Source organism: Halobacillus sp. Marseille-P3879, from assembly GCF_900240285.1.
Lineage (GTDB): Bacteria > Bacillota > Bacilli > Bacillales > Halobacillaceae > Halobacillus_A.
Window position 1 is genome coordinate 63,271 of the sequence record NZ_OESS01000004.1, and the last position, 20,403, is coordinate 83,673.

The following is a 20,403-nucleotide window of genomic DNA, read 5'->3' on the forward strand; positions in this document are numbered from 1 at the left end:
CAAACTGAATGCTTCTGTTCATAAAGTGCCTCTAGACAGCACATTTTATACTTCAGTAGGAGAAGGACTGAATTCGTGATTATTTTTACATCTTTTAAGCAAAATAAAACCATCGACAGTAAATAGTGAGGGTGAATAAACAAATGTCTTATCTTAAGTTACTGAAAAAAGGAAATAAATCTTCCGGAGTAGCCGCTCTGGGTAATTCCTTGCTGGCGATTATAAAAGCAATCGCTGCAGCTGTGAGCGGAAGCGGGGCTATGTTTGCCACCGCCATGCATTCCGTGGCAGACGCCACTAACCAGGGGTTTGTTTTTTTCGGAAGTGCGCTCGCAGAGAAAGAGCCGACCAAACGCTTTCCCTCTGGATTTGGTCGAATTGTCAACCTGTTTGTACTTGTTGCAGTTATTATTATTGCGATAATGGCTTATGAAACTATATTAAAGGGCTGGGGACTTATTGTGGACCCGAAATCTTCGACTAACATTTGGCTGAATGTCGGGATTTTATTTGTATCTATTGTCATTGATGGATATATATTAATTAAAGTCATGAAGGAGATTAATGAGGAAAGCAGAGCAGAGGCTAAAGGCTTCAGTGTGTACACTGATTCCTTTAAGAATTCCAAATTAGCCTCTCCTCCCACACGACTGGTGTTTTATGAAGATCTGATTGCCACCTCAGGTGCTTTTATTGCCCTTCTATTTGTCGTTCTGTCCTACTTTACCGGGTTGTATTTCCTCGACGGTATAGGCACCCTGCTTATCGGACTGTTACTGATCGTTATTGCTATTAAAATCGGATACGAAAATACGATTGGGTTAATCGGTGTTGCCGCTCCCAGCATTGTAGAAAAGCGGGTAGCCGAGACCATTCTGGAGGATTCCAATGTAAAAGATATTAAGAAACTCCGCATCCTCCAGGAAGGCAGAGAATACCACGTGGAAAGCTATATAGAGCTGAAAAAAGGACTCTCCCTCGCTGAAGCAGACGATATTAAGTATCAGGTAAGAGATAAAATTCTTGAGGATAAAAGCATTTCAGACGTTACAATAGGCATTCTTGAGAGTGACGAAGAGCAAAATTGGTCTATGGACCAATATGAAAATGGAGAAGAGAATAAGCAATAGCCGGATTCTTTGTACGATCCGGCTATCCACTTGAGAAGGCGCTATTTAAATTTTCTTTTCCAATAAAAATACCCACATAAACGTTAAGGCTTGCTGCAGTTCTTTGGAAAGGGATAAAACATCTTTCCCTTCGGCCTCCCGCTTGTAAACCCCGTGGTCATCTACAAGCTCCCAACCTGTTTCCAAAGCCATTTGTTCAAATTCCCAAGGCATCATCGTATTGCAAATGACCTCTTCCCCGTATACACGGCGATAGCTGTTCATTCTTGGTTTAGCTGTAGGTCCAAGCACTCCTGCACAAAGTTTGCCTCCAGGTTTTAAGGTCCGTCTGATTTCTTCTAAACCTGAAAAGGGAACCTCAACCCATTCCAGACAATTAATCGCCATTACGGCATCAAAGCTTTCATTATCAAAAGGCAGCTTTGTTATATCCCCTTGTACGAATGTGAGCCTGTCGTTTTCCAGTCTCGATTTGGCCAGCTGAATCATATCCTCAGATATATCAAGACCGGTCACTTGATAACCTTCCTGCGCAAGCTTATAGGACGCATACCCGTCCCCACATCCTAAATCAGCAATCGTCTGTCCAAGCTTTACATTTTTCTTTATTAAAGGGATAATGGATTTTCTGCTGCCTGTATCCCACATGTTCTTACTGTTGGCGTTCCAGAACTCAGACCGTTCATCCCATTGCTTTTCTGCTTCTTTGTGCCAGTTAAATGACATCATACTCTCCCCTTGTACGAATGGTTTCAAAAAAAATCACACGCCTCATTTATTCGATAAAACTCCCAAATTCTCCTCTATTTTCATTCACCCCTCCACTGTCATCCAACAAAAAGAGTTGCACATTTTTATCATCTCCGTTATGCTTAAAACACAATATAAGCTAAAAAACAAAAACACAAACACCATATATAGTATCCGCGAATGAAAGATGCCACAAGGCTTAAAAGGGAATCTGGTTAAAGTCTAGAACTGCCCCCGCAACTGTAAACGCTCGCAAAACGGCAAAAACCACTGTGTATCCTACACGGGAAGGGGCCGGAGTAGAATCGAGCGTAAGTCAGGAGACCTGTCTTGATTCGCAGCAGTTTCAACTTCTTCGGGGACTGAGAAGATGAGGCGATGGAGCGAAAGCAGCTGCCGGCCATTTTCTTTGGCTCTCTTTCGCCCCATGGTTTCATCCGCTCACCCGAATGAGCGGATTTTTTTATGGATTATACTATTTTTTTATTTTATAGAGGAGTGGTCAAACTTGAGTACTGTAATCAAATCGTATTGGGAGAATTGGCTTGAAGCTCAAAAAGAACATTTTCCTTCTTTGCCTGTAGAACGCCTGATTAAAAAAACAAAGGAATTTAAAGGCAACAAGGAAGAACAGGCAAAGTCTTTAATCCTGGAGGCGTTAGCTGAAATTAGCGAAACAGCACCTGACTGGACATACTTAGCCAGCAGAATTCATCTGCAGCAAATGTATGAAGCAGCCATTGCTAACCGCGGCACCACCAAAGCTTATGAAGGGCTTTATCAGCTTGTGAAAATTCTAGTAGAAGAAGACATCTATGACCCAAACTTACTAAGTCTCTACAGTGAAGAAGAGATGAATGAACTTGAACAGTCGATTGCTCCTGAGCGCGATAACTTGTTTACTTACATTGGCATAAAAACGCTAGGCGACCGTTATCTGGCACGCTCAAAAGCCGGCCGTGTATATGAGCTTCCGCAGGAACGATTTATGATTATTGCGATGGTGTTAATGGCTCATGAACGAGCAGAACGCCGCTTAGAGCTGGTGAAAGAATCTTACTGGGCACTAAGCCACCTGTATATGACTGTAGCTACTCCTACCCTGGCGAATGCAGGAAAACGTTACGGCCAGTTAAGCTCATGTTTCATTGATACGATTGATGATAGTCTTCAGTCGATTTATGACAGCAATACCGACATCGCCAATTTAAGTAAGCACGGCGGCGGGATCGGAGTTTATTTAGGAAAAATCAGAAGCCGCGGCAGTGATATCCGCGGATTTAAAGGTGTGTCCTCAGGTGTTCTTCCGTGGATGAAACAATTAAACAACACAGCTGTTAGTGTAGATCAGCTCGGTCAGCGTCAGGGAGCTGTTGCCGTCTATCTAGACATCTGGCATAAAGACATCTTTCCTTTTCTGGACAGCCGGTTAAATAACGGAGATGAACGCCAGCGTACGCACGATTTATTTACAGGTGTATCGGTTCCGGACCTGTTTATGGAAGCTGTGGAAAACCGGGAAGACTGGTATTTATTTGACCCTCATGAAGTTCGAAGTGTCATGGGATTCTCTCTTGAGGATTATTATGATGAAAAACGAGGAGAGGGATCATTCAGGGCACGCTATCAAGCATGCATCGAAAACGAAGAGCTTTCCCGAGAAAAAGTGCCCGCCATCGAGATTATGAAACGGATTATGATCGGTCAGCTGGAAACCGGGACACCTTATATGTTTTACCGTGATGAAGTCAACCGGATGAATCCAAACGGCCACAAAGGCATGATCTACTGCAGTAACTTATGTACTGAAATTACACAAAACCAAAGTCCGACCACCCAGGAGGAGCAGCGGGTAGAAGACGGAAAAATAATTACGGTACAGTCCCCAGGTGACTTTGTAGTGTGTAATTTATCAAGTATTAACTTAGGACGGGCCGTACCTGAAGATGTGCTCGCAAGACTGATCCCGATTCAAGTACGAATGCTCGATAATGTTATCGATCAGAACACGATCCCTGTCCTGCAGGCACAGTTAACCAACCAATCATACAGAGGAATCGGATTAGGTACATTTGGCTGGGCCCATCTCCTCGCTAAGAAAAAGTTAGCCTGGGAGTCCGATGAGGCAGTAAAATACGCTGACGAAGTATATGAACAAATTTCGTATTATACGATTTCAGCCAGCAGTGAATTAGCTAAGGAGAAAGGGAGCTATCCTCTTTTTGAAGGTTCAGACTGGGAGACGGGAGAATATTTCGTTAAACGGGCGTTTGATCAGGATAGTAATTACGACTGGGAAAGCCTTCAACACGAGGTGGAACAGAACGGCATACGTAACGGCTATCTCATGGCTGTCGCCCCTAACTCAAGCACCTCTCTGATCGCAGGCAGTACGGCCAGCATTGATCCGATCTTTAAAAAGTTCTATTCCGAAGAAAAGAAAGACTACAAGATTCCTGTTACGGCTCCGGATTTAAGTCCAGAAACATTCTGGTATTATAAGTCAGCCTATGATGTAGACCAGCACGCAAGCATTAAACAGAACGCTGCACGTCAAAGATACATTGACCAGTCGATTTCATTTAATCTCTATGTAAAAAACTCGATAAAAGCTAAAGAACTGCTGGCTTTACACATCGATGCCTGGAAGTCCGGTTTAAAAACAACCTATTATACCCGCTCTACTTCAAGCCAGGGCGAATTTGATGAGTGTGAAAGCTGCTCATCTTAAGGAGGAAAAACAAATTGGAACCTACACTACAGAAACGAAAGCTCGTTGACCATCAAGCACCAAACGCTTCTACAGGGATGGTCAATGGAAGGAGCTCGAACGTCCTTAACTGGGACGATACCCGTTATTCATGGGCTTATCCTATGTATAAAACAATGCTCGCCAACTTCTGGATCCCAAGTGAAATCAATATGAGCAACGACTTAAAACAATGGCCTGAGCTTTCTGAACAAGAACAGGCTTCATTTAAGAAGATCATCGGTCTGCTTGCCTTTCTTGATTCGATTCAAACCGATTACTCCGGTAAAATCGCCGATTATCTGACAGATTCAAGTGTGTCGGCACTAATGCAGGTGTTGGCTTTCCAAGAAGTTGTTCATAACCAGTCATACTCTTATGTTCTTTCAACATTAGTGGATCAAAGTGAACAGGAGCGTATCTTTGAATATTGGAAGCATGACGCGATTTTAATGGAGAGAAACCAATTCATTACCGATGGCTACGAGGAATTCGCCAATGATCCAAGCATTGAGAAATTTTTAAAGTCCGTCGTCTATGACGTGGTTCTGGAAGGTCTCTTCTTCTATGCCGGTTTCGCTTTCTTCTATAATCTGGCCCGAAATCAAAAAATGGTTTCTACGAGCACGATGATTAATTATATTAACCGAGATGAACAGATCCACGTGAACTTATTCGCTCATATTTTCAAAGAAACCTTAAATGAAAATCCTCAACTGGACCGTGAGTGGTACGAGAACTTTGTCACCGAAACGTTTAAAGAAGCCGTTGAGCTTGAGATTAAATGGGCTCATCATATTATTGGCAATGAATTCCCCGGAATTCCTATTGATGATTTAGAGGATTATATCCGCTTTATTGCAAATAAGAGATGTAAATTAATGGGCGCTGAAAAACCCTACCCTGAATATTCAGAGAATCCGTTAAAATGGATTCGAGCCTATCAGGAGGTAGACGAAGGTAAATCTGACTTCTTTGAACAAAAGTCGAGACAATACACTAAAGTTTCTGAAGATAATGGATTTGATGATTTATAAACTGCAGTCTCCCGAATCATTTAAAATGGTTCGGGAGTTTTTTATGTCAACTTTTCTTACATGAATTAAAAATTGGTATTGATTTTTCTGAATTTTTGCTTTATAGTTAGTTTTATCATTACTTAATATGTTAGGAAAACTTACATACAATAAAGGAGGAAGTCATCCATGAAAAAGATTGAAGCCATTATACGCCCTGAAGCTTTTCAGTCGCTTCGAGAGAACCTTGATACATTGGGCGTGAAGGGATTAACAGTTTCTGAGGTAGCGGGCTGCGGCCAGCAGAAAGGCCAGGAAGGAATCTTCCGCGGCAACCGTTATGAAGTAAAGCTGTACCCGAAAGTCAAAGTAGAAATGGTAGTCGATGATTCCGAGATTAAGGATATCATTGAAGTTATTACAAACACCTGTGCAACAGACCAGGTGGGCGATGGAAAGATCTTCGTATCTTCCATTGAAGAAGTTTACCGCATTCGTACTGGTGAAAAAGGAAAAGCTGCACTTATTTAATATTATGGGGAAGGATGTCGTGAAACTAATGAAAAAAGTATTTCTATTATTACTGCTAACATCATTTAGTTTTCCGTTAGCCGTAAGTGCTGAAACAGCAACTACACCTGAAGCTGTTTTAGAATCAGTAGATATGGTTTGGATTATGATAGCTGCGTTTCTAGTATTTTTCATGCACGCCGGGTTTGCTATGGTCGAAGCAGGCTTTACACGTTCTAAAAACGCATTAAACATTTTAATGAAAAACTTTATGACGATGTCCATCGCTGCTATTTTATATTTTATAGTTGGATACGGTATTATGTTTGGTACCTCAGGGGGAGGATTTATAGGTATAGATGGGTTTTTACTCAGCGGTCACGAAGACCAAGTTGGTTTCTTTGTATTCCAGGCTGTATTTGCAGCTACATGTGCTACTATTATTTCCGGTGCAGTGGCTGAGCGAATTAAATTAAGCTCTTATCTGATTCTTACCGTAGCTATGACAGCTTTCATCTACCCTGTTGTCGGTCACTGGGTATGGGGAGGCGGATGGTTGTCTGAACTAGGGTTTGTGGATTTTGCTGGTTCTACTGTAGTTCACTTAACAGGCGCTTTGGGAGCTATTGTTGCCGTTATGTTCTTAGGACCGCGCTTAGGAAAATACAGCGGAGGTAAAGTTAATGTCATTCAGGGGCACAACATTCCGATCGGAGCTCTAGGGGTCTTCATTCTATGGTTTGGCTGGTTTGGGTTTAACGGCGGAAGTACTTTAGCTGCAGACCCTTCAGCTATCCCGGGAGTCATCGCAACCACTTTACTATCAGCTTCTGCCGGCGTAATCGGTTCAGGTATGTATTCTCAGCTGAAATACAAACGTGTGGACGCATCCCTTACGTTAAACGGCGCTTTAGCTGGATTAGTAGGTATTACCGCCGGTACAGGCGACTTGTCTCCGGTGGGAGCAATTATTACTGGTTTCATTGCGGGTGTCCTACTCGTTGAAGGCGTTCAGCTGCTGGATCGTAAGCTTCACATAGATGACCCGGTCGGTGCTATTGCCGTTCACGGGATTTGTGGAGTATGGGGGACATTAGCGGTAGGATTCTTTGCACTCGAAGGCGGCCTATTCTATGGTGGAGGGTTTGAACTTCTAACCATTCAGGCGATCGGTATATTTGCCGTTATGGTCTGGACGATGGGAATTTCAGCAATTGTAATCTTCGGCCTTAAATCTGCGTTTGGAATCCGTGTGTCCCGTGAAGAAGAAATCTCTGGACTTGATTTCTCTGAACATGGTTCAAGTGCTTACGAATCATCTAAAAGCATCTTCAATGAAAATCCAAACGTTTCAGACGTTGGCAAAGATTTCGGCGTAGGTTTATTGAACAGACTGGACAACTTGGAGAATAAAAAGGTAAAAAGCAAGGAACGCACAGCCCAGTAACGAACAGAAGATACTGAGAAATAAGTAAAGCAATGATAGAAAAAACGAACGTTAAAAATTGAACTGTATAAACAAAGTTCGTTAGCGTAATCAAAATGCTTAAGACACCTGCGGGAAAAGTGCTAATCTAAGGTAAAAATCTTATCCTGGAACATAAATAATCCGAACTGATTTCACAAAATCGTTCGGATTATTTTATGATTTTTTCAGTTTTGTTCCAACCCCTTCTTGGAGTGTGTAGACAGTCTCAGCAAAAATCAACTGTTAATGTTCCCTCATACTTATTTTATAGTGAATATGAATAAATGGAATAGTAAACCATTTAATAACATGAGTAGCTTCAAGCTTTTCATCTGCTCCTTCTCTTACATAAAAACATTCACGCAAAGGAAGGCGCATCGTCCATTTTCCTAATGTGAGATATATCCCCTCATCGCCTGTATTATTACTTTTTCTCTCGCTTGTTATAATTAGTCCTTCTTCACAATCATTAGTTAAACGTAAAACCCCCGTCATTATTCCGAACGGCAAAGGCAGAGCAATATTCATGTACCGAGCCTCTGATTGTATGTGAGAAGAGTATAGAGCTGTAAAGATTGGTTCTTCAGTCTCTGCATCTCTTCTTAACCAGGCTCTTACCCCTTCCCTGCCATCTTCTTCGTCTTGAATGGATACAATCTCTCCCTCCATAACAATACTTCCAGAGGGAGGAAGATTAATCTGCCCCATTTTTCTAGTCCACTTTCGTATCCATTTAGATAGACGCCGGAAACCATTCCTCCATTCTACCTCAGCTGTCAGAGAGTAGCGGTTCGTATTTTCATAGAAGTTTTGAATCCTGCTGCTGACCTGCTCGGGAGCAAAATCGTTCGAACGATAAGCGTACAAATCATTTAAAAGACCCGTCTCATATAAATGACCGGCAGCCCATCCTTTCTTGAAGATGACTTCATTCCCTATATATCCTCGAGTACGAAGGTTAGAAACAGGAAAACTCGTGTAAATGTGGGTACGGCCGGGCTGGAGACTTCTCCAGGCTAGTACAGAAAACAATGAAAAACCAAAAGCATTCAGGATCCCGTGCCAGCGAACCATATCTCCGATCCCAGGCCAGTAATTGCCGCCCATTAGCCCAAAACTGTAAAGGACAGACAAACCCATGGTAATGAGCAGCAGGAATGAAGATAAACGGACAGCAATCTTTGCCCCGATAGGAAATTCTGCTGAACACCACAACCACCATAGAGCCAGCCAAAGCAGAAAACCGACATAAGCAGCCACTAATATTGCTTCTAATGGGGGTCCCTGATCCAACCCGATGGCTATGAAAACAGGACCCAAGGAAATCGCACCCGCAAGCACTGTATAGGGTGTACCGGCAGCACCATTTTTATAAGAAACGAGCCAGCGGCCGAACAAGCCGGTAAGAATTGGTAATACAAAAGCAGCATAGTGGAAGTGAATAGCCGTAAGCTGGACAATGGTATCGGAGTAAGGAAGGAAACGTCCCATTCCCCCGCTGGAAAGAACGAGCCACACTCCACCGACCGCGATATAAATGAGCCCGATATCTATAACGGTTTCCTGTACAGGGAGCCACCCTCTCCCCGCCAGTCTCATTATCCCCCCAACGGCGAGCAGAACAGTAAAGAACAACCATACCAGCGCCCATCCTCCCGCTTCTCTGCCTGGAGGAAGAGCCACGGACAGCAATCCTGCTCCCGCAAATGGAAGAGACGTAACCATTACATTACTAATCCAACGCTCTGCTCGATTGTTTTTGTTACAACGAACTACTTCTTCTAGTAATAAAGGAACTAGAATCAGGAAACAAAAAGATAAAGCTGTATCAATTATGCTCATATCAAATAGAATGAGCCAGAGTATTAATATAACCGAACCTGCCGATGATAACAGCACTCCGGATTTTTTCATAAAGCATTCTCCTATCTGGTACATCTTAAGAGGAAATCATGTGTTATGCTAGAAATATTATACACACTATAGATCCTGATTTTAAATAAAACCTCAATGTAAGGAGTGTCGTCTATTCTATGAGGTGGGACAAATTGATTGGAAGAGAGAGAATGGAGAAGAACACCGAAGACTTAACCTCTTCTCCTTCAATAAATGATAAAGTAGAAGAATGGATCGATCTTTACAGCCATGATTTAAAATGGTTAGCCTTTTCATATGTAAAAGATCACGCAGCGGCTGAAGATTTAACCCAGGAAACGTTTATAAAAGCCTATCAAAAATATAAAACTTTTAAACAAGAATCCAGTGAAAAAACCTGGCTCTATAAAATTACCATTAATTTATGTAAGGATCATTTAAAAAGCTCCTACATAAGAAGGGTATTTAAGAAAGGAGCCGAAGTTTTTCAGCACATCCCATCTCAAAATGAGACTCCGGAGCAGCACACTGTTAACAAGAGCGAAGACGAAGAGCTTCTCGAACACATCTTAAATCTGGAAGATAAATACAGAGAAGTGATTATCTTATATTATTTTGAAGAATTTGAAGTAAAAGAATTAGCTGAATTGTTAAAGGTCAGTCCTAACACTGTGAAGACGAGACTCCGCCGGGGGCGGCAGCTTTTACAGGAACAACTTGCTTCAGAAGGGAGCACTATGAATGAATGAACTCATGGATCGTCGATTAAAAAAGATGGACCATAAAGTGAAATACAGCAAAGTGCCTATGGATGAACACGAAGCAAGTGCACTCATTGTAAGGGTGAGAAATCATTACAATAAACCTGCCAGAAAATGGCCTAAATTTATTATCCCTGTCCCCACTGTTGCTGTGTTAGCCTTTATGTTTTTCCAGATAAACTATCAGCCTACTAATTCATCGCAACAGGAAATTACACTCTTATCTCAGCGGCCAGTTAATACAGAAATGAAATCTCACCAGACTATTCAAAGCGATGAGGCTCAGCAAACGATTGAACAGGCCAGCAGCCAGGAAGAAAACCAAAGCTCGACAATGGTTCGCCACACTTACGTTATTCATAATGAGGAAATGTATGTTCAAACCGAAGAACGTGTTGAAGAATCAGAGCTCGAAGAACCTATTGGAAGTGTCAAGCCGGATGTCCCTGCTGAGCAAAGCGGAGCGTCAATTGCTTCTCAAGAAAAAATATACAGCGTTAAAGGCACAGATTCATCTGAGTTTGTCGCTATAAAAAGCAGAAGGAGTAAAGGGATGGGTTCAAACTCCGTAAGCGAACAAGCCTATTATCTTTTTGAAAAGGAAGAGTCCCTGCCCATGGCCCAGTAAATGAAGCCCGCCTCTTATAAAGAGTGCGGGCTTCTTAATGAAAGGACGATATGTATTCCTTTAAATCGTCCAATGACTGATAAATATCCTCTTTTATGCGTGGATTATAAAACACAGCAGCGGGATGATATAACGGAAAAACAGCATATTCTTTTACCGTCCATTCATACCGGTCCTCTCCCGCACGCAGCACAGGACTCTCAACCACTTCCCCAAGTACTTCTGTAATCTTATATCCCTTCCCTAACAGTCTCTCAAGAGCTACTCCTCCCAGTGCAATAATTAACTGAGGAGCAATCTTCTTTATCTGATAATCAAGAATGGGGGCATGGGCCCATATTTCTTTTTGGTTCGGTTTGCGGTTCGCTTTTCTCTTACCTCCTGAATCCTTTTTATTCGTTTTCACCCATTTATAAGGGCGGCTTCTAACCGCACTTGTAATATAGACATCTTCCCGATCAATTCCTAAATACTCGAATTGTTTATTCAGCTCATCTCCTGCCCTGCCAATGAAAGGGACTCCCTTTATGGCTTCTTGTTCTCCAGGAGCTTCCCCTACAATCATGATGTCAGCATTCAGGTTTCCGCCTCCAAGCACAAACCCCTCCACATCATAATCTTCCATTTTCTTATGGGCTGCATTAATGATGTCCTCTGGTAACTGCATGTTCGAACCCCCAGTCCAAGTATAGTTCACCCTCTCTCCTTGTCCATTTTGTCTTTTGTTTTTTAAAGCGAAGAAGGATGGATATACAGCGGCTTCCCCTGCAAATAAGAGCGTTTAACTACACCAGGCCAATACTCTTATTTATCTCATTTCAAAAACGAAGTACGTCGTAATGAAATACCCTGTTATGATGAGAATGGACGGAAGCATGTAAGTAAAAGAAGCCTGACTTTTTCTTCGTGAAATGCTGTATATAATTAAAAAGATAAATACAATCGAAGCACTTCCCGTAATCAAGTTAGACTTTCCAGCTTCTCCAAGCAGGCCGCCTCGAAAGTAGATGATATCTGTTAAAGCGAGAATCACGAGATTAAAAGCATTACTACCCAATAAAGAGCTGACTCCTAAATTAAATCTTCTCAGTTTCATAGCAGTACCTACACTTACTGCATCAGGCAGAGACGTGCTGATCGCAACAAGAAAAGATCCGACAAATGATGTACCTAAACCAGTTATAGTAGAAATACGCTCAGCTGTAACCGTAAGCACACTTCCAATAATCATAATGCCTACGGCTGCCATAATAAAGTACGTGACAACTTGCTTGTATGTGTAATCTTTGTAACGTTTAATTTCCCTTTTAATCTTTCTTCCCTTATATTCTGTACGGTCGTTAATCCACTTCGTTCCAATAAAATACAATAAAACTACGACAATCGTGGAATAACTGACATGAAAAATATGAGTAGGTAAAGTAAGGGTTAACCCTACAAGAATAATTAACGTTAAAAAAACGACCAGCCAGGCGTACAGCTTACTTTCTGCTGTAGCATGAGTCATCACCTGGTGCCGCCGGTAAACTAAGTCAAATATAGCAAGCCCCATAATATTAAATAAGTTACTGCCAATCAAATTACCAACCGCTAAATCAGGAGCATCAATTGCTACCGCCGTTACACTCGAAGTTAATTCAGGTAATGAAATAGCTATCCCTATAATGATCCCCATAAAAGCCGAGGAAGCCTTTGTTTTTTCTTTAACCGCATCCCCGAACATGGTTAATCGAGAAGCAACAAAAAATGTAGCTAAGGCTGCTCCTATAAATAATACAAAAACCAAAACGTCTCCCATAGCATAATCTCCTCAAAATCTTTTGATCCTCCCCTGGATACCGTTATGTTTCCCTAAATTTTATGCTGCAAAACAAGGCATCACAAAGCCGGTCCAGGACGACCGGCTTCTCCTAATAGAACTATTTGGTTTATTTGGCGGATGGGCTTTTCTTCTATCCCATCAAGTTCCTGAACCGTTTACTGTCTGCTGTTCTGAAAGAGTAAATTAAGGCAGCCTCACGTAAAAAGTTGTCACAGGTTTTATATTTCCGTAAGATGGATAGTAAATCAATTGAAACAGGAGATTATATGGATATTATTTATTGGATCTTTATTATAAGCGTTGTTATTCTTACCTTTTGGATCATATTTAGAAAGCTGACAAAAACAAGCTTTGTTATCATCGCCGTCATTGCTTTGCTCTATAGTCTGCTGCTCGCTTTTTCCTTTGCGGACAGGCTGTGAGCAGGGCCGCTGATCAAATTCCATTCCTTTTATTTTGCTTATTCACTGCCTCACGGATATGATAAAGCTCCGCATACATCGCAGCTGCAAATACAGTAAAAATACTGAGAAACATAGATAGGATAAATACGACCCCGCCTTGATCAAAACCATACACTGCACTAAATCCTATAACAGCGCCTACCGTTACACCTATCCCAAGAAAAATCAAGATCTTTTGTAATGTTACTGAATACGCCATCAAAATCACCTCTCCACTATTAACATCTATTACAGGTATACCCAATAACAAGCAAAAGCACACATTCGATTTAAAAGATGCTTCAGCAGAGATCACTGAATGTACAGGCTGCCCACGTCGTAAAAACTAATCTAGAAATATTCCAACGAAGCACAAAAAAGCAGGCCAGCGATGTGACCTGCTTTTTCCATAAATACTTCCGAGTAAGGGGTCTTCTGCCATCTTGGTGACCCTACCCTTTAATATTACTATTGATTATATTTCACATGCGTACGTGTCAATTGTTCCCCTCAACCGCTGAGCTTCCTTGTATGTGCAGCGGTTATGAATAACCTGCAAACCTGCTTCGCTTGCAATTTGAGCTGCTTCAGGTGCGATGACGCCTTCTTGCAGCCAGAATACTCCAGGCTGAACCTTAGCAGCCTCTTTGGCAATTTCAACAGCCGCTTCAGGACTTCGGAAAATTTGTGCAACGTCTATTTTAAATGGAATAGAGCTGAGATCTGGATAAGCTTTTTCCCCGAGCACCTCGTCCTCTCTTGGATTAACAGGTACAATTTGGTATCCTAAGCGCTGCATCTTCCGTGCAAGACGGTGACTTGGTCTGGACGGTTTTCCACTTAACCCGACTACTGCGAGCCGCTTTGGTCGAGTGATCTCTTTCCCGTTTTCTTCCTCCTTGACTTGAGGAGAACTCAAAGCCCACTTGATGACGCCTTCATCGTTCTCAGTGATAGTGGAAGCCACTTCCCGGCCTGTCGCTTTACCAATCGCTCGGTTCAAATCATTAATTAAATCTTTAGCTGACTCCAAACCGATGGATAAACGGATCAGCTCTTCGGTTACTCCACTTGCAGCCAGATCTTCTACAGAAAGCTGCTGGTGTGTAGTAGAAGCAGGGTGGATAATAAGAGATTTCGCATCCCCTACATTCGCCACGTGTGACCATAAAGCAATGTTATTTATAACTTGACGACCTGCTTCCCTGCCTCCTTTAATACCAAAATTAACAATCGATCCATAACCTGCTTCTAAATATTTTTTCGCCAATTCATGAGCTGGATGATCGGTTAATCCCGGATAGGATACCCATTCTACATCCGGATGCCCTTTTAAATATTGAGCAATTTCAAGAGCGTTGTCTGTGTGTCTTTCCACTCTAAGGTGAAGCGTTTCGAGACCTTGAAGCAGCTGGAAGGCACTTTGAGGGCTTAGGCATGCTCCTAAATCTCTGAGCAGTTGTACACGCAGCTTGGTAATAAAGGCAAGTGTACCGAAGTCAGCTGCATAGCGGATGCCGTTATAGCTTTCATCAGGTTCTGTAAACACTGGAAACTTACCATTACTCCAGTCAAAACGACCCCCATCTACAACGACGCCCCCGATCGTGGTTCCATGGCCGCCGATCCATTTTGTAGCAGAATGCACTACAATATCAGCACCCCAGTCAATCGGTTTACAAGAATAGGGAGTAGCAAATGTATTATCGACGATTAGCGGTACCCCGTTATCATGAGCAGCTTCAGCTACTTTTTCGAAATCAAGAACGTGAAGACTTGGGTTTCCAATTGTTTCCGCAAACACTGCCTTCGTTTTATCAGTAATCGCTTTCCGGAAATTCTCAGGGTCTTCTGGATCCACAAAAACGACTTTAATGCCATATCGCGGCAGTGTATTGGCAAACAAATTATAAGTACCGCCATAAAGGTTAGCAGCTGCCACGATTTCATCACCGGAACCAGCAAGATTTAAAATGGATAATGAAATTGCAGACATTCCTGAAGCCGTAGCTACAGATGCCACACCATTTTCAAGTAATGCCATTCGCTTCTCAAAAACATCAACAGTCGGGTTGCCTATTCGCGAATAAATGTTTCCTGGTTCATCTAATGCAAAGAGACTTTGAGCATGGTCCGTATCATGGAACACATAAGAAGTCGTCTGATAAATAGGAACTGCTCTTGACCCTGTGGTTGGATCTGGCGCTTGACCTCCGTGCAGGGCCAGTGTATCTAAATCGTAGCTTTCAAATGAACTTGTCATGGAAACTCCTCCTTGAAATGTTATATACAAAAATGCAAAAACCCCTCTTCGATAAGAAGAGGGGTGAACGATCAATGCCTCTTCTTATCTATCAGATCAGTGATCTGTAGGAATTGGCACCTTTTCAAACCGATGTTTGAAGGTTGCCGGGCTTCACAGGGCCTAATCCCTCTGCCGCTCTTGATAAGAAAATGTGTATTTAATTTATTAACTATTTTTTCAATTATAATCAATTCCAATCGGTATTGTCAATAATAGTGTGAATACTTACTTAATTGAGGAACGAATAGCCTGCTGAAATTGCTCCGCTATATCTTCCGCTTCTTCAATGCCGATGGATAAACGGATCGTATAATCGGTAATACCCAATTTCTCTCGTTCCTCCTCCGTTAATGCACGGTGGGAAGTGCGGATCGGATAAGAAACAGTCGTTTCCACGCCCGCCAGAGTAGGAGCCAGTTTAATCCAGCCTAGTGATTTGAAGAAAGCTTCATAATCAACTTGCTTTGCAAGCTCTATCGTAACGATGGCTCCATTTCCTCTCTCGGATACACCCTCAGGATAATAAACTTTCTCTACGGCATCATCAGCATTCAGCACCTCGGCTACATGTCTGGCATTTTCAGACTGCTGCTTCATGCGCAAGGCAAGTGTTTTTGAGCCACGCTGAGTCAACCATGCTTCAAATGGACTTAAGTTCGTACCCAGTCCGATAATCTTCTGTTTGGCTTTAGCAATTAAATCTTCTGGTCCTGCAATAATTCCTGATGTTACATCGCTGTGACCGCCAATGTACTTCGTAGCACTGTGTGCAACCAAGTCCACCCCCTGCGTATAAGGCTGCAATAAATAAGGAGTGGCAAAGGTGTTATCGACCATAGTCTTTATCTGATGCTCTCTAGCGATCTTAACAAGTTCGTCTATATCTTCCACCCGTAAAAAAGGGTTGGTAATTGATTCTGTATAAAGCAGCTTCGTATTTGGCTTAATTGCATCTCTAACAGCTCCTGGATCTGCAAAGGAAACCATTGTGTATTCAATACCAAAGCTTAAAAGCTGCTTAGTAATTAGTTGGTGAGTCCCGCCGTAAATATCCTCAGCAGTAACGACGTGATCTCCTGCCTGTGCCACTGACAGGATTCCAGCCATAATTGCTGAAATACCTGAAGAAGCAGCTGCCCCGGCCTCGGCTCCTTCTAAATTCGCAACTGCCTGTCCAAGTTCATCTGTATTGGGGTTATTCTCCCTTGTATATAAATATGGTGTTTCCCCGGCATAATAGCTTTCTAAATGCTCTAAATCACGAAATGTAAAAGAAGACGTCTGGTAAATCGGCGTCGCCTTACTATTTAACGCTGTATGCTGATTCAATTTATTATGTACCACACGGGTACTAAATAGTTGGTTCCCCATCTTGTTCAACTCCTTCGTTTTTTTCATTACAGTATATCCTACCACTCTTACCTATTGTCAAAAAATGAAGTCTCCCTTGTCTGCAGAATTTCCTGAATAACATGCTGATAATAATTAAAGTCATGAGGGCAGAAATGATGGCGCTGTAAGGTCTCATTTTGATTTGACATAATGGATCTCGCAATTAAAAAGGTACGATTCTTAGAAATCATACTTAAGAAATCTTCAATATTTACTTTAACCACGTCAGTTACTTCCTCGTTCATCATTAATGGCAGTGTCTCATCATAAGGAAACAGATAAATATGACAAATCTCCCGGTCATTAAAGGTTTTCATCTGTAATTGTTCTTTATAAAATCCCGTGTAGCGAATCTTTTCCTCTTGAAGCTCTAATCCTAACTCTTCCTGAATTTCCCTTAGGCCACCTTCAATCCGACTTTCCTTTACTCCGATATGGCCAGCCGCCGTTATGTCATATAGGTTAGGAAAGTCCTTCTTAATATTTGAACGTTTCTGAAAGTAAATGACCGTTTCATGGTCAAAATGATTATAAAACCAGCAATGAAAGCTTTCATGCCAATCTCCATCACGGTGAATGTCGTCTCTGTCTTTTTCACCTATAGGCGTCAACCAGTCACTGAAAATCTTTAAAATTTCTCCCATATGCTCGTTATTACTCCTCACCTTTTTATTATATGTATCAGTCTATCATAGAACGACAAATTGCGACTAAATTCGTTTAAAAATTATCTTAGTTTGGAAAACTATACTATAGGAGGGATAACAAATGAATGAAAAAAAGAAAGACTATGAAAAAGAAACCTCAAACGAAGCAGCCGAACTATTTTCCCACCCATCTAAACTAAGCAAAGCATTCAATCATGAAGAGACAAAGCATGATACAGGTGAGGAAACTGAAGGAGAAGCGTTAATGGACCATTTTTCAGACCACCGGGATAAATAAGCCTGCCGAGAAACTCGACAGGCTTATTTATATGCTTTACATCAAGTCAGAAGGATCTTCTCGCATATTTGGGCAGGACCCCTATTTTTTAAACGGAAAGGGAGTTGTTCCTAAAACCTTTTTTATCTTCACCAGACAGCGGAACTTCCTTTTCCATTAGGAATGAACGGATAGACATAGAAATGCTTACAGAGAAATAGGCTGCTCTTAAAGCTGAGCTTTTTTAATGACTCTCAATTAATGGAATGTTTGGTATGATAGATGAAACAGCCAAATTTTTCACGAGAGGAATGCTGATAGATGAGTCATAAAGCAAGATGGATTCTTATTGCAATTATCTCGGCCGGATTCACGATTGCTGTGTATTGGAGCATGAATGATGATGATAATGCAACCGAGAAATTGACCGTTTTTCAAAACCCAAGCGTTGAAGAGGTCGAGCTGCCGAGTGAAATTGAAGAAGTGGAGAGTCGTGAGGATATTGAGCAATTTTATGAAGCCCAAATGCCTGGCTATAAAAAAGCGAAGGAAATGAATATTGTCCAATCGCCTGAGCAATCATTTGATATTCCTGAACATGAAGGGACTCTTACTGTAAATGAAATCTGGCATTCTGAGTACCAGATCTTTATGTTTTATAGTGTGGATTTAGCTGTATTTGAAGATAAGGAGAATTCACCTCCCCATCCTTTCTTTAATGTCTCTGAAGTTAATATTCGTCAAGAAAATGGCGAGCTTCCCACCCAGACCCACCCTGTTCATACATCAGAAAGGGATTATAACTTATTTAAAATTCATGATGGTAAATTATACAGCTTAATTCAGATCCCACGGTTGAGTCAGGAAGAGATGGACCCACAGTCTGGGTCACATGGACCGGGCTCCGCTATAGACGAATCCGCTCTTACATCATTTAGAATAGAGATGGAAGATGGATTTCATACGACAGAAGAAAGCCAAGTTCACTATACATATGAACCGGGTCAGGACACTCTCTATTCTGGAAGGTTTAACGAGAAATTTGAACAGGATGGGTTAACCATCCGCCTTAAAGAATTTGAAAGAGGCCTGCTCAGTAACAAAATCTCACTCGAAATGGAACATGAAGACTACGATGCAGCCAGTTTGGAAGGCACAGTGACCATCGGAGGGGAAGTCTTTACGATCGATCACCCCCGTCCAAACCGCAAAGACCCCGGCACCTTCGAAATCGGACTGCCTCCTGATGGAGACGAGGATGATTCAGTGAAAATAGATATTGACCATGTAACGATGCTGCGCGATGAAGAATATTCTTTTGCCATTGATGTTAGCGACTATGATGAAATGGTTGAGTCTGATAAGAATGAGCAGGTACGTTTAAATCCTGAAGAGAAAATCGCCGAACACTTAAATACAGATATTATCCTTGAAGAAAAAAATTATAACCCTTCTGCGAATTCGCAATTCCGCCTTTCATACATTCAACAATCAGAGGATGAGCAGCTTTTCTTAAGTGCCCAGCCTCCTATCTCATATGGTGAATTTAATTCCAATGAGTCTTTCAGCGTATTCATCGACGACGAAGAGATGTCCCCCAATCCAGGAATGGGGTTTGAAAATGATACAGCATTTCTCGATATTTCCAGCTACACCCTGGAGGGAGCAGAAGAACTGCGGATTGATTTTAATAAAGCAGCTATTGCCCAAAAAGTCGATTTAACTGAAAAAATTCAGCTGGATTAAGCAAGAAGATCCCTTGCTTAATCTCTGCTGATAAACGTCCGGTGAAAAAAGTCAATCACCGCTTGATTGAGTATGGAGCTGTGTGTAGCCGGCACTTGATGATACGCTTTTTCAACAACTACAAGAGCTGCTTGAGCACATTCCTTATAAAAAGGGGCTTGGTGATTTACCCACTCCGAACGGGCACCGTACACCAATAAAAGAGGCATATCAAGCTTATCGAGCTGATGACTGCAGTCATAGTTTAACGACTCTTTATAATAGGAGTACCAGACATCCGGATCTGATTTCAACAGATGTGTATACTGCTCTCTTTTCACCAGGGTATTCTTAAAGTGGGAGCGGCTGAGCAGCTTTGCTAATGAACGCGGACTCCTCTTTAACCACGCCATCCCTGCTAGAAATTCAAGGCGAAAGAGCTTTGTCTGGACCTTCGGAAATGCCCCTGACAACATTAAACCCTTAACCTTATCCGGATATTTCAAGGCAAATGCTTGAGCAACGGATCCTCCTGCAGAATAGCCGAAAATTAACACCTGATCTAATTTCAAGTGGTTAATGAGTGCCATGATTTCTTCGGCAAAGTCTTCTATATGGGGCTTTCGTTTTATCGTATCTGAATCTCCGTGGCCGCTCAAATCGGGTAATATCAATCGAAAGTGCTTGCTAAGCTCATGCTGATATGCAAACACTTTTCTCCCCATTCCCGGGGGATGAATGCATATAATTGCATTTCCCACCCCGTGATCCTCGTAGAATAGACGTTGTCCATCTTTGTTTATCATATATCCCATAATGCCATCCCCTGCTTTTTCTAATTGGATTTCTAGTGTTTCCGTTTACTTAGCAGTCATACTCGTATTGTGAAAAGTCATTGAACAATC

At 41.9% G+C, this 20,403-nt stretch carries 19 protein-coding genes and 2 riboswitches; of the genes, 10 read left to right on the plus strand and 9 right to left on the minus strand.

Annotated features, from left to right (window positions below; translation table 11 throughout):
- Window positions 1-143 precede the first annotated feature (143 nt).
- Window positions 144-1,130 (plus strand): cation diffusion facilitator family transporter, encoded by a 987-nt coding sequence (locus C1A12_RS19420; RefSeq protein WP_101846700.1) that lies wholly within the window; start codon window positions 144-146, stop codon window positions 1,128-1,130.
- 45 nt (window positions 1,131-1,175) lie between these two features.
- On the opposite strand, the gene C1A12_RS19425 is transcribed toward C1A12_RS19420, so the two are convergent.
- Window positions 1,176-1,859: a class I SAM-dependent methyltransferase gene (locus C1A12_RS19425; RefSeq protein ID WP_101846702.1), complete on the minus strand. Its 684-nt coding sequence runs from the start codon at window positions 1,857-1,859 to the stop codon at window positions 1,176-1,178.
- Between the two features lie 189 nt (window positions 1,860-2,048).
- A riboswitch (cobalamin riboswitch) is annotated at window positions 2,049-2,228 on the plus strand.
- 160 nt (window positions 2,229-2,388) lie between these two features.
- Here C1A12_RS19425 and C1A12_RS19430 point away from each other — a divergent pair.
- From C1A12_RS19430 to C1A12_RS19445, 4 genes are all read left to right on the plus strand, one after another.
- Window positions 2,389-4,611: a ribonucleoside-diphosphate reductase subunit alpha gene (locus tag C1A12_RS19430; protein WP_235001687.1), complete on the plus strand. Its 2,223-nt coding sequence runs from the start codon at window positions 2,389-2,391 to the stop codon at window positions 4,609-4,611.
- Between the two features lie 14 nt (window positions 4,612-4,625).
- Window positions 4,626-5,666: a ribonucleotide-diphosphate reductase subunit beta gene (locus C1A12_RS19435; protein ID WP_101846704.1), complete on the plus strand. Its 1,041-nt coding sequence runs from the start codon at window positions 4,626-4,628 to the stop codon at window positions 5,664-5,666.
- Between the two features lie 168 nt (window positions 5,667-5,834).
- Window positions 5,835-6,176 carry a P-II family nitrogen regulator gene (locus C1A12_RS19440; protein ID WP_101846706.1) on the plus strand — a complete coding sequence of 114 codons (342 nt, stop codon included), beginning with the start codon at window positions 5,835-5,837 and terminating at the stop codon, window positions 6,174-6,176.
- 28 nt (window positions 6,177-6,204) lie between these two features.
- Window positions 6,205-7,602, plus strand: coding sequence for an ammonium transporter (locus C1A12_RS19445; RefSeq protein ID WP_101846707.1), 1,398 nt, complete (start codon window positions 6,205-6,207; stop codon window positions 7,600-7,602).
- A 264-nt stretch (window positions 7,603-7,866) separates the two neighbouring features.
- Here C1A12_RS19445 and C1A12_RS19450 read toward each other — a convergent pair whose 3' ends face one another.
- Window positions 7,867-9,537 (minus strand): YndJ family protein, encoded by a 1,671-nt coding sequence (locus tag C1A12_RS19450; protein ID WP_159462237.1) that lies wholly within the window; start codon window positions 9,535-9,537, stop codon window positions 7,867-7,869.
- A 119-nt stretch (window positions 9,538-9,656) separates the two neighbouring features.
- Here C1A12_RS19450 and C1A12_RS19455 point away from each other — a divergent pair, with 119 nt between their 5' ends.
- Together C1A12_RS19455 and C1A12_RS19460 are read left to right on the plus strand one after the other, a co-directional pair.
- Complete coding sequence (locus tag C1A12_RS19455; RefSeq protein ID WP_101846711.1) at window positions 9,657-10,247, plus strand: sigma-70 family RNA polymerase sigma factor; 591 nt, start codon at window positions 9,657-9,659, stop codon at window positions 10,245-10,247.
- Window positions 10,240-10,887 (plus strand): hypothetical protein, encoded by a 648-nt coding sequence (locus C1A12_RS19460; RefSeq protein WP_101846712.1) that lies wholly within the window; start codon window positions 10,240-10,242, stop codon window positions 10,885-10,887. The genes C1A12_RS19455 and C1A12_RS19460 overlap by 8 nt, the downstream gene beginning before the upstream one ends.
- Before the next feature lie 34 nt (window positions 10,888-10,921).
- Here the strand turns inward: C1A12_RS19460 and C1A12_RS19465 are convergent, their stop codons facing one another.
- Window positions 10,922-11,554, minus strand: a complete 633-nt coding sequence (locus C1A12_RS19465) for a uracil-DNA glycosylase (RefSeq protein WP_101846714.1) — start codon at window positions 11,552-11,554, stop codon at window positions 10,922-10,924.
- A gap of 141 nt (window positions 11,555-11,695) precedes the next feature.
- The gene (locus C1A12_RS19470; protein WP_101846716.1) at window positions 11,696-12,685 is read right to left on the minus strand and encodes a sodium:calcium antiporter; all 990 of its coding nucleotides are present in this window, start codon (window positions 12,683-12,685) and stop codon (window positions 11,696-11,698) included.
- Between the two features lie 290 nt (window positions 12,686-12,975).
- Here C1A12_RS19470 and C1A12_RS21170 point away from each other — a divergent pair, with 290 nt between their 5' ends.
- Window positions 12,976-13,131 carry a hypothetical protein gene (locus C1A12_RS21170; RefSeq protein ID WP_159462238.1) on the plus strand — a complete coding sequence of 52 codons (156 nt, stop codon included), beginning with the start codon at window positions 12,976-12,978 and terminating at the stop codon, window positions 13,129-13,131.
- A 13-nt stretch (window positions 13,132-13,144) separates the two neighbouring features.
- On the opposite strand, the gene C1A12_RS19475 is transcribed toward C1A12_RS21170, so the two are convergent.
- From C1A12_RS19475 to C1A12_RS19490, 4 genes are all read right to left on the minus strand, one after another.
- Complete coding sequence (locus C1A12_RS19475) at window positions 13,145-13,372, minus strand: hypothetical protein (protein ID WP_101846718.1); 228 nt, start codon at window positions 13,370-13,372, stop codon at window positions 13,145-13,147.
- A gap of 255 nt (window positions 13,373-13,627) precedes the next feature.
- Window positions 13,628-15,415, minus strand: a complete 1,788-nt coding sequence (locus C1A12_RS19480; RefSeq protein WP_101846720.1) for a PLP-dependent aspartate aminotransferase family protein — start codon at window positions 15,413-15,415, stop codon at window positions 13,628-13,630.
- An 81-nt stretch (window positions 15,416-15,496) separates the two neighbouring features.
- A riboswitch (SAM riboswitch) is annotated at window positions 15,497-15,605 on the minus strand.
- A 77-nt stretch (window positions 15,606-15,682) separates the two neighbouring features.
- Window positions 15,683-16,855, minus strand: a complete 1,173-nt coding sequence (locus tag C1A12_RS19485; RefSeq protein ID WP_235001688.1) for a PLP-dependent aspartate aminotransferase family protein — start codon at window positions 16,853-16,855, stop codon at window positions 15,683-15,685.
- Between the two features lie 20 nt (window positions 16,856-16,875).
- Window positions 16,876-17,493: an NUDIX domain-containing protein gene (locus tag C1A12_RS19490; RefSeq protein ID WP_101846723.1), complete on the minus strand. Its 618-nt coding sequence runs from the start codon at window positions 17,491-17,493 to the stop codon at window positions 16,876-16,878.
- 124 nt (window positions 17,494-17,617) lie between these two features.
- Here C1A12_RS19490 and C1A12_RS21175 point away from each other — a divergent pair, with 124 nt between their 5' ends.
- On the plus strand, window positions 17,618-17,794 hold the full coding sequence (locus tag C1A12_RS21175; RefSeq protein WP_159462239.1) for a hypothetical protein: 177 nt from the start codon (window positions 17,618-17,620) through the stop codon (window positions 17,792-17,794).
- 300 nt (window positions 17,795-18,094) lie between these two features.
- Window positions 18,095-19,519, plus strand: a complete 1,425-nt coding sequence (locus C1A12_RS19495; protein ID WP_101846732.1) for a hypothetical protein — start codon at window positions 18,095-18,097, stop codon at window positions 19,517-19,519.
- A 17-nt stretch (window positions 19,520-19,536) separates the two neighbouring features.
- On the opposite strand, the gene C1A12_RS19500 is transcribed toward C1A12_RS19495, so the two are convergent.
- Window positions 19,537-20,313 carry an alpha/beta fold hydrolase gene (locus tag C1A12_RS19500; RefSeq protein WP_101846734.1) on the minus strand — a complete coding sequence of 259 codons (777 nt, stop codon included), beginning with the start codon at window positions 20,311-20,313 and terminating at the stop codon, window positions 19,537-19,539.
- Between the last annotated feature and the right edge of the window lie 90 nt (window positions 20,314-20,403).

Excerpts from the sequence above, each read along its gene's own strand:
- C1A12_RS19420 (WP_101846700.1), top strand. The coding sequence starts at position 144 with ATGTCTTATCTTAAGTTACTGAAAAAAGGAAATAAATCTTCCGGAGTA.
- C1A12_RS19425 (WP_101846702.1), bottom strand. The coding sequence starts at position 1,859 with ATGATGTCATTTAACTGGCACAAAGAAGCAGAAAAGCAATGGGATGAA.
- C1A12_RS19440 (WP_101846706.1), top strand. The coding sequence starts at position 5,835 with ATGAAAAAGATTGAAGCCATTATACGCCCTGAAGCTTTTCAGTCGCTT.
- C1A12_RS19445 (WP_101846707.1), top strand. The coding sequence starts at position 6,205 with ATGAAAAAAGTATTTCTATTATTACTGCTAACATCATTTAGTTTTCCG.
- C1A12_RS19450 (WP_159462237.1), bottom strand. The coding sequence starts at position 9,537 with ATGAAAAAATCCGGAGTGCTGTTATCATCGGCAGGTTCGGTTATATTA.
- C1A12_RS19455 (WP_101846711.1), top strand. The coding sequence starts at position 9,657 with ATGAGGTGGGACAAATTGATTGGAAGAGAGAGAATGGAGAAGAACACC.
- C1A12_RS19460 (WP_101846712.1), top strand. The coding sequence starts at position 10,240 with ATGAATGAACTCATGGATCGTCGATTAAAAAAGATGGACCATAAAGTG.
- C1A12_RS19465 (WP_101846714.1), bottom strand. The coding sequence starts at position 11,554 with ATGCAGTTACCAGAGGACATCATTAATGCAGCCCATAAGAAAATGGAA.
- C1A12_RS19470 (WP_101846716.1), bottom strand. The coding sequence starts at position 12,685 with ATGGGAGACGTTTTGGTTTTTGTATTATTTATAGGAGCAGCCTTAGCT.
- C1A12_RS21170 (WP_159462238.1), top strand. The coding sequence starts at position 12,976 with ATGGATATTATTTATTGGATCTTTATTATAAGCGTTGTTATTCTTACC.
- C1A12_RS19475 (WP_101846718.1), bottom strand. The coding sequence starts at position 13,372 with ATGGCGTATTCAGTAACATTACAAAAGATCTTGATTTTTCTTGGGATA.
- C1A12_RS19480 (WP_101846720.1), bottom strand. The coding sequence starts at position 15,415 with ATGACAAGTTCATTTGAAAGCTACGATTTAGATACACTGGCCCTGCAC.
- C1A12_RS19485 (WP_235001688.1), bottom strand. The coding sequence starts at position 16,855 with ATGAAAAAAACGAAGGAGTTGAACAAGATGGGGAACCAACTATTTAGT.
- C1A12_RS19490 (WP_101846723.1), bottom strand. The coding sequence starts at position 17,493 with ATGGGAGAAATTTTAAAGATTTTCAGTGACTGGTTGACGCCTATAGGT.
- C1A12_RS21175 (WP_159462239.1), top strand. The coding sequence starts at position 17,618 with ATGAATGAAAAAAAGAAAGACTATGAAAAAGAAACCTCAAACGAAGCA.
- C1A12_RS19495 (WP_101846732.1), top strand. The coding sequence starts at position 18,095 with ATGAGTCATAAAGCAAGATGGATTCTTATTGCAATTATCTCGGCCGGA.
- C1A12_RS19500 (WP_101846734.1), bottom strand. The coding sequence starts at position 20,313 with ATGGGATATATGATAAACAAAGATGGACAACGTCTATTCTACGAGGAT.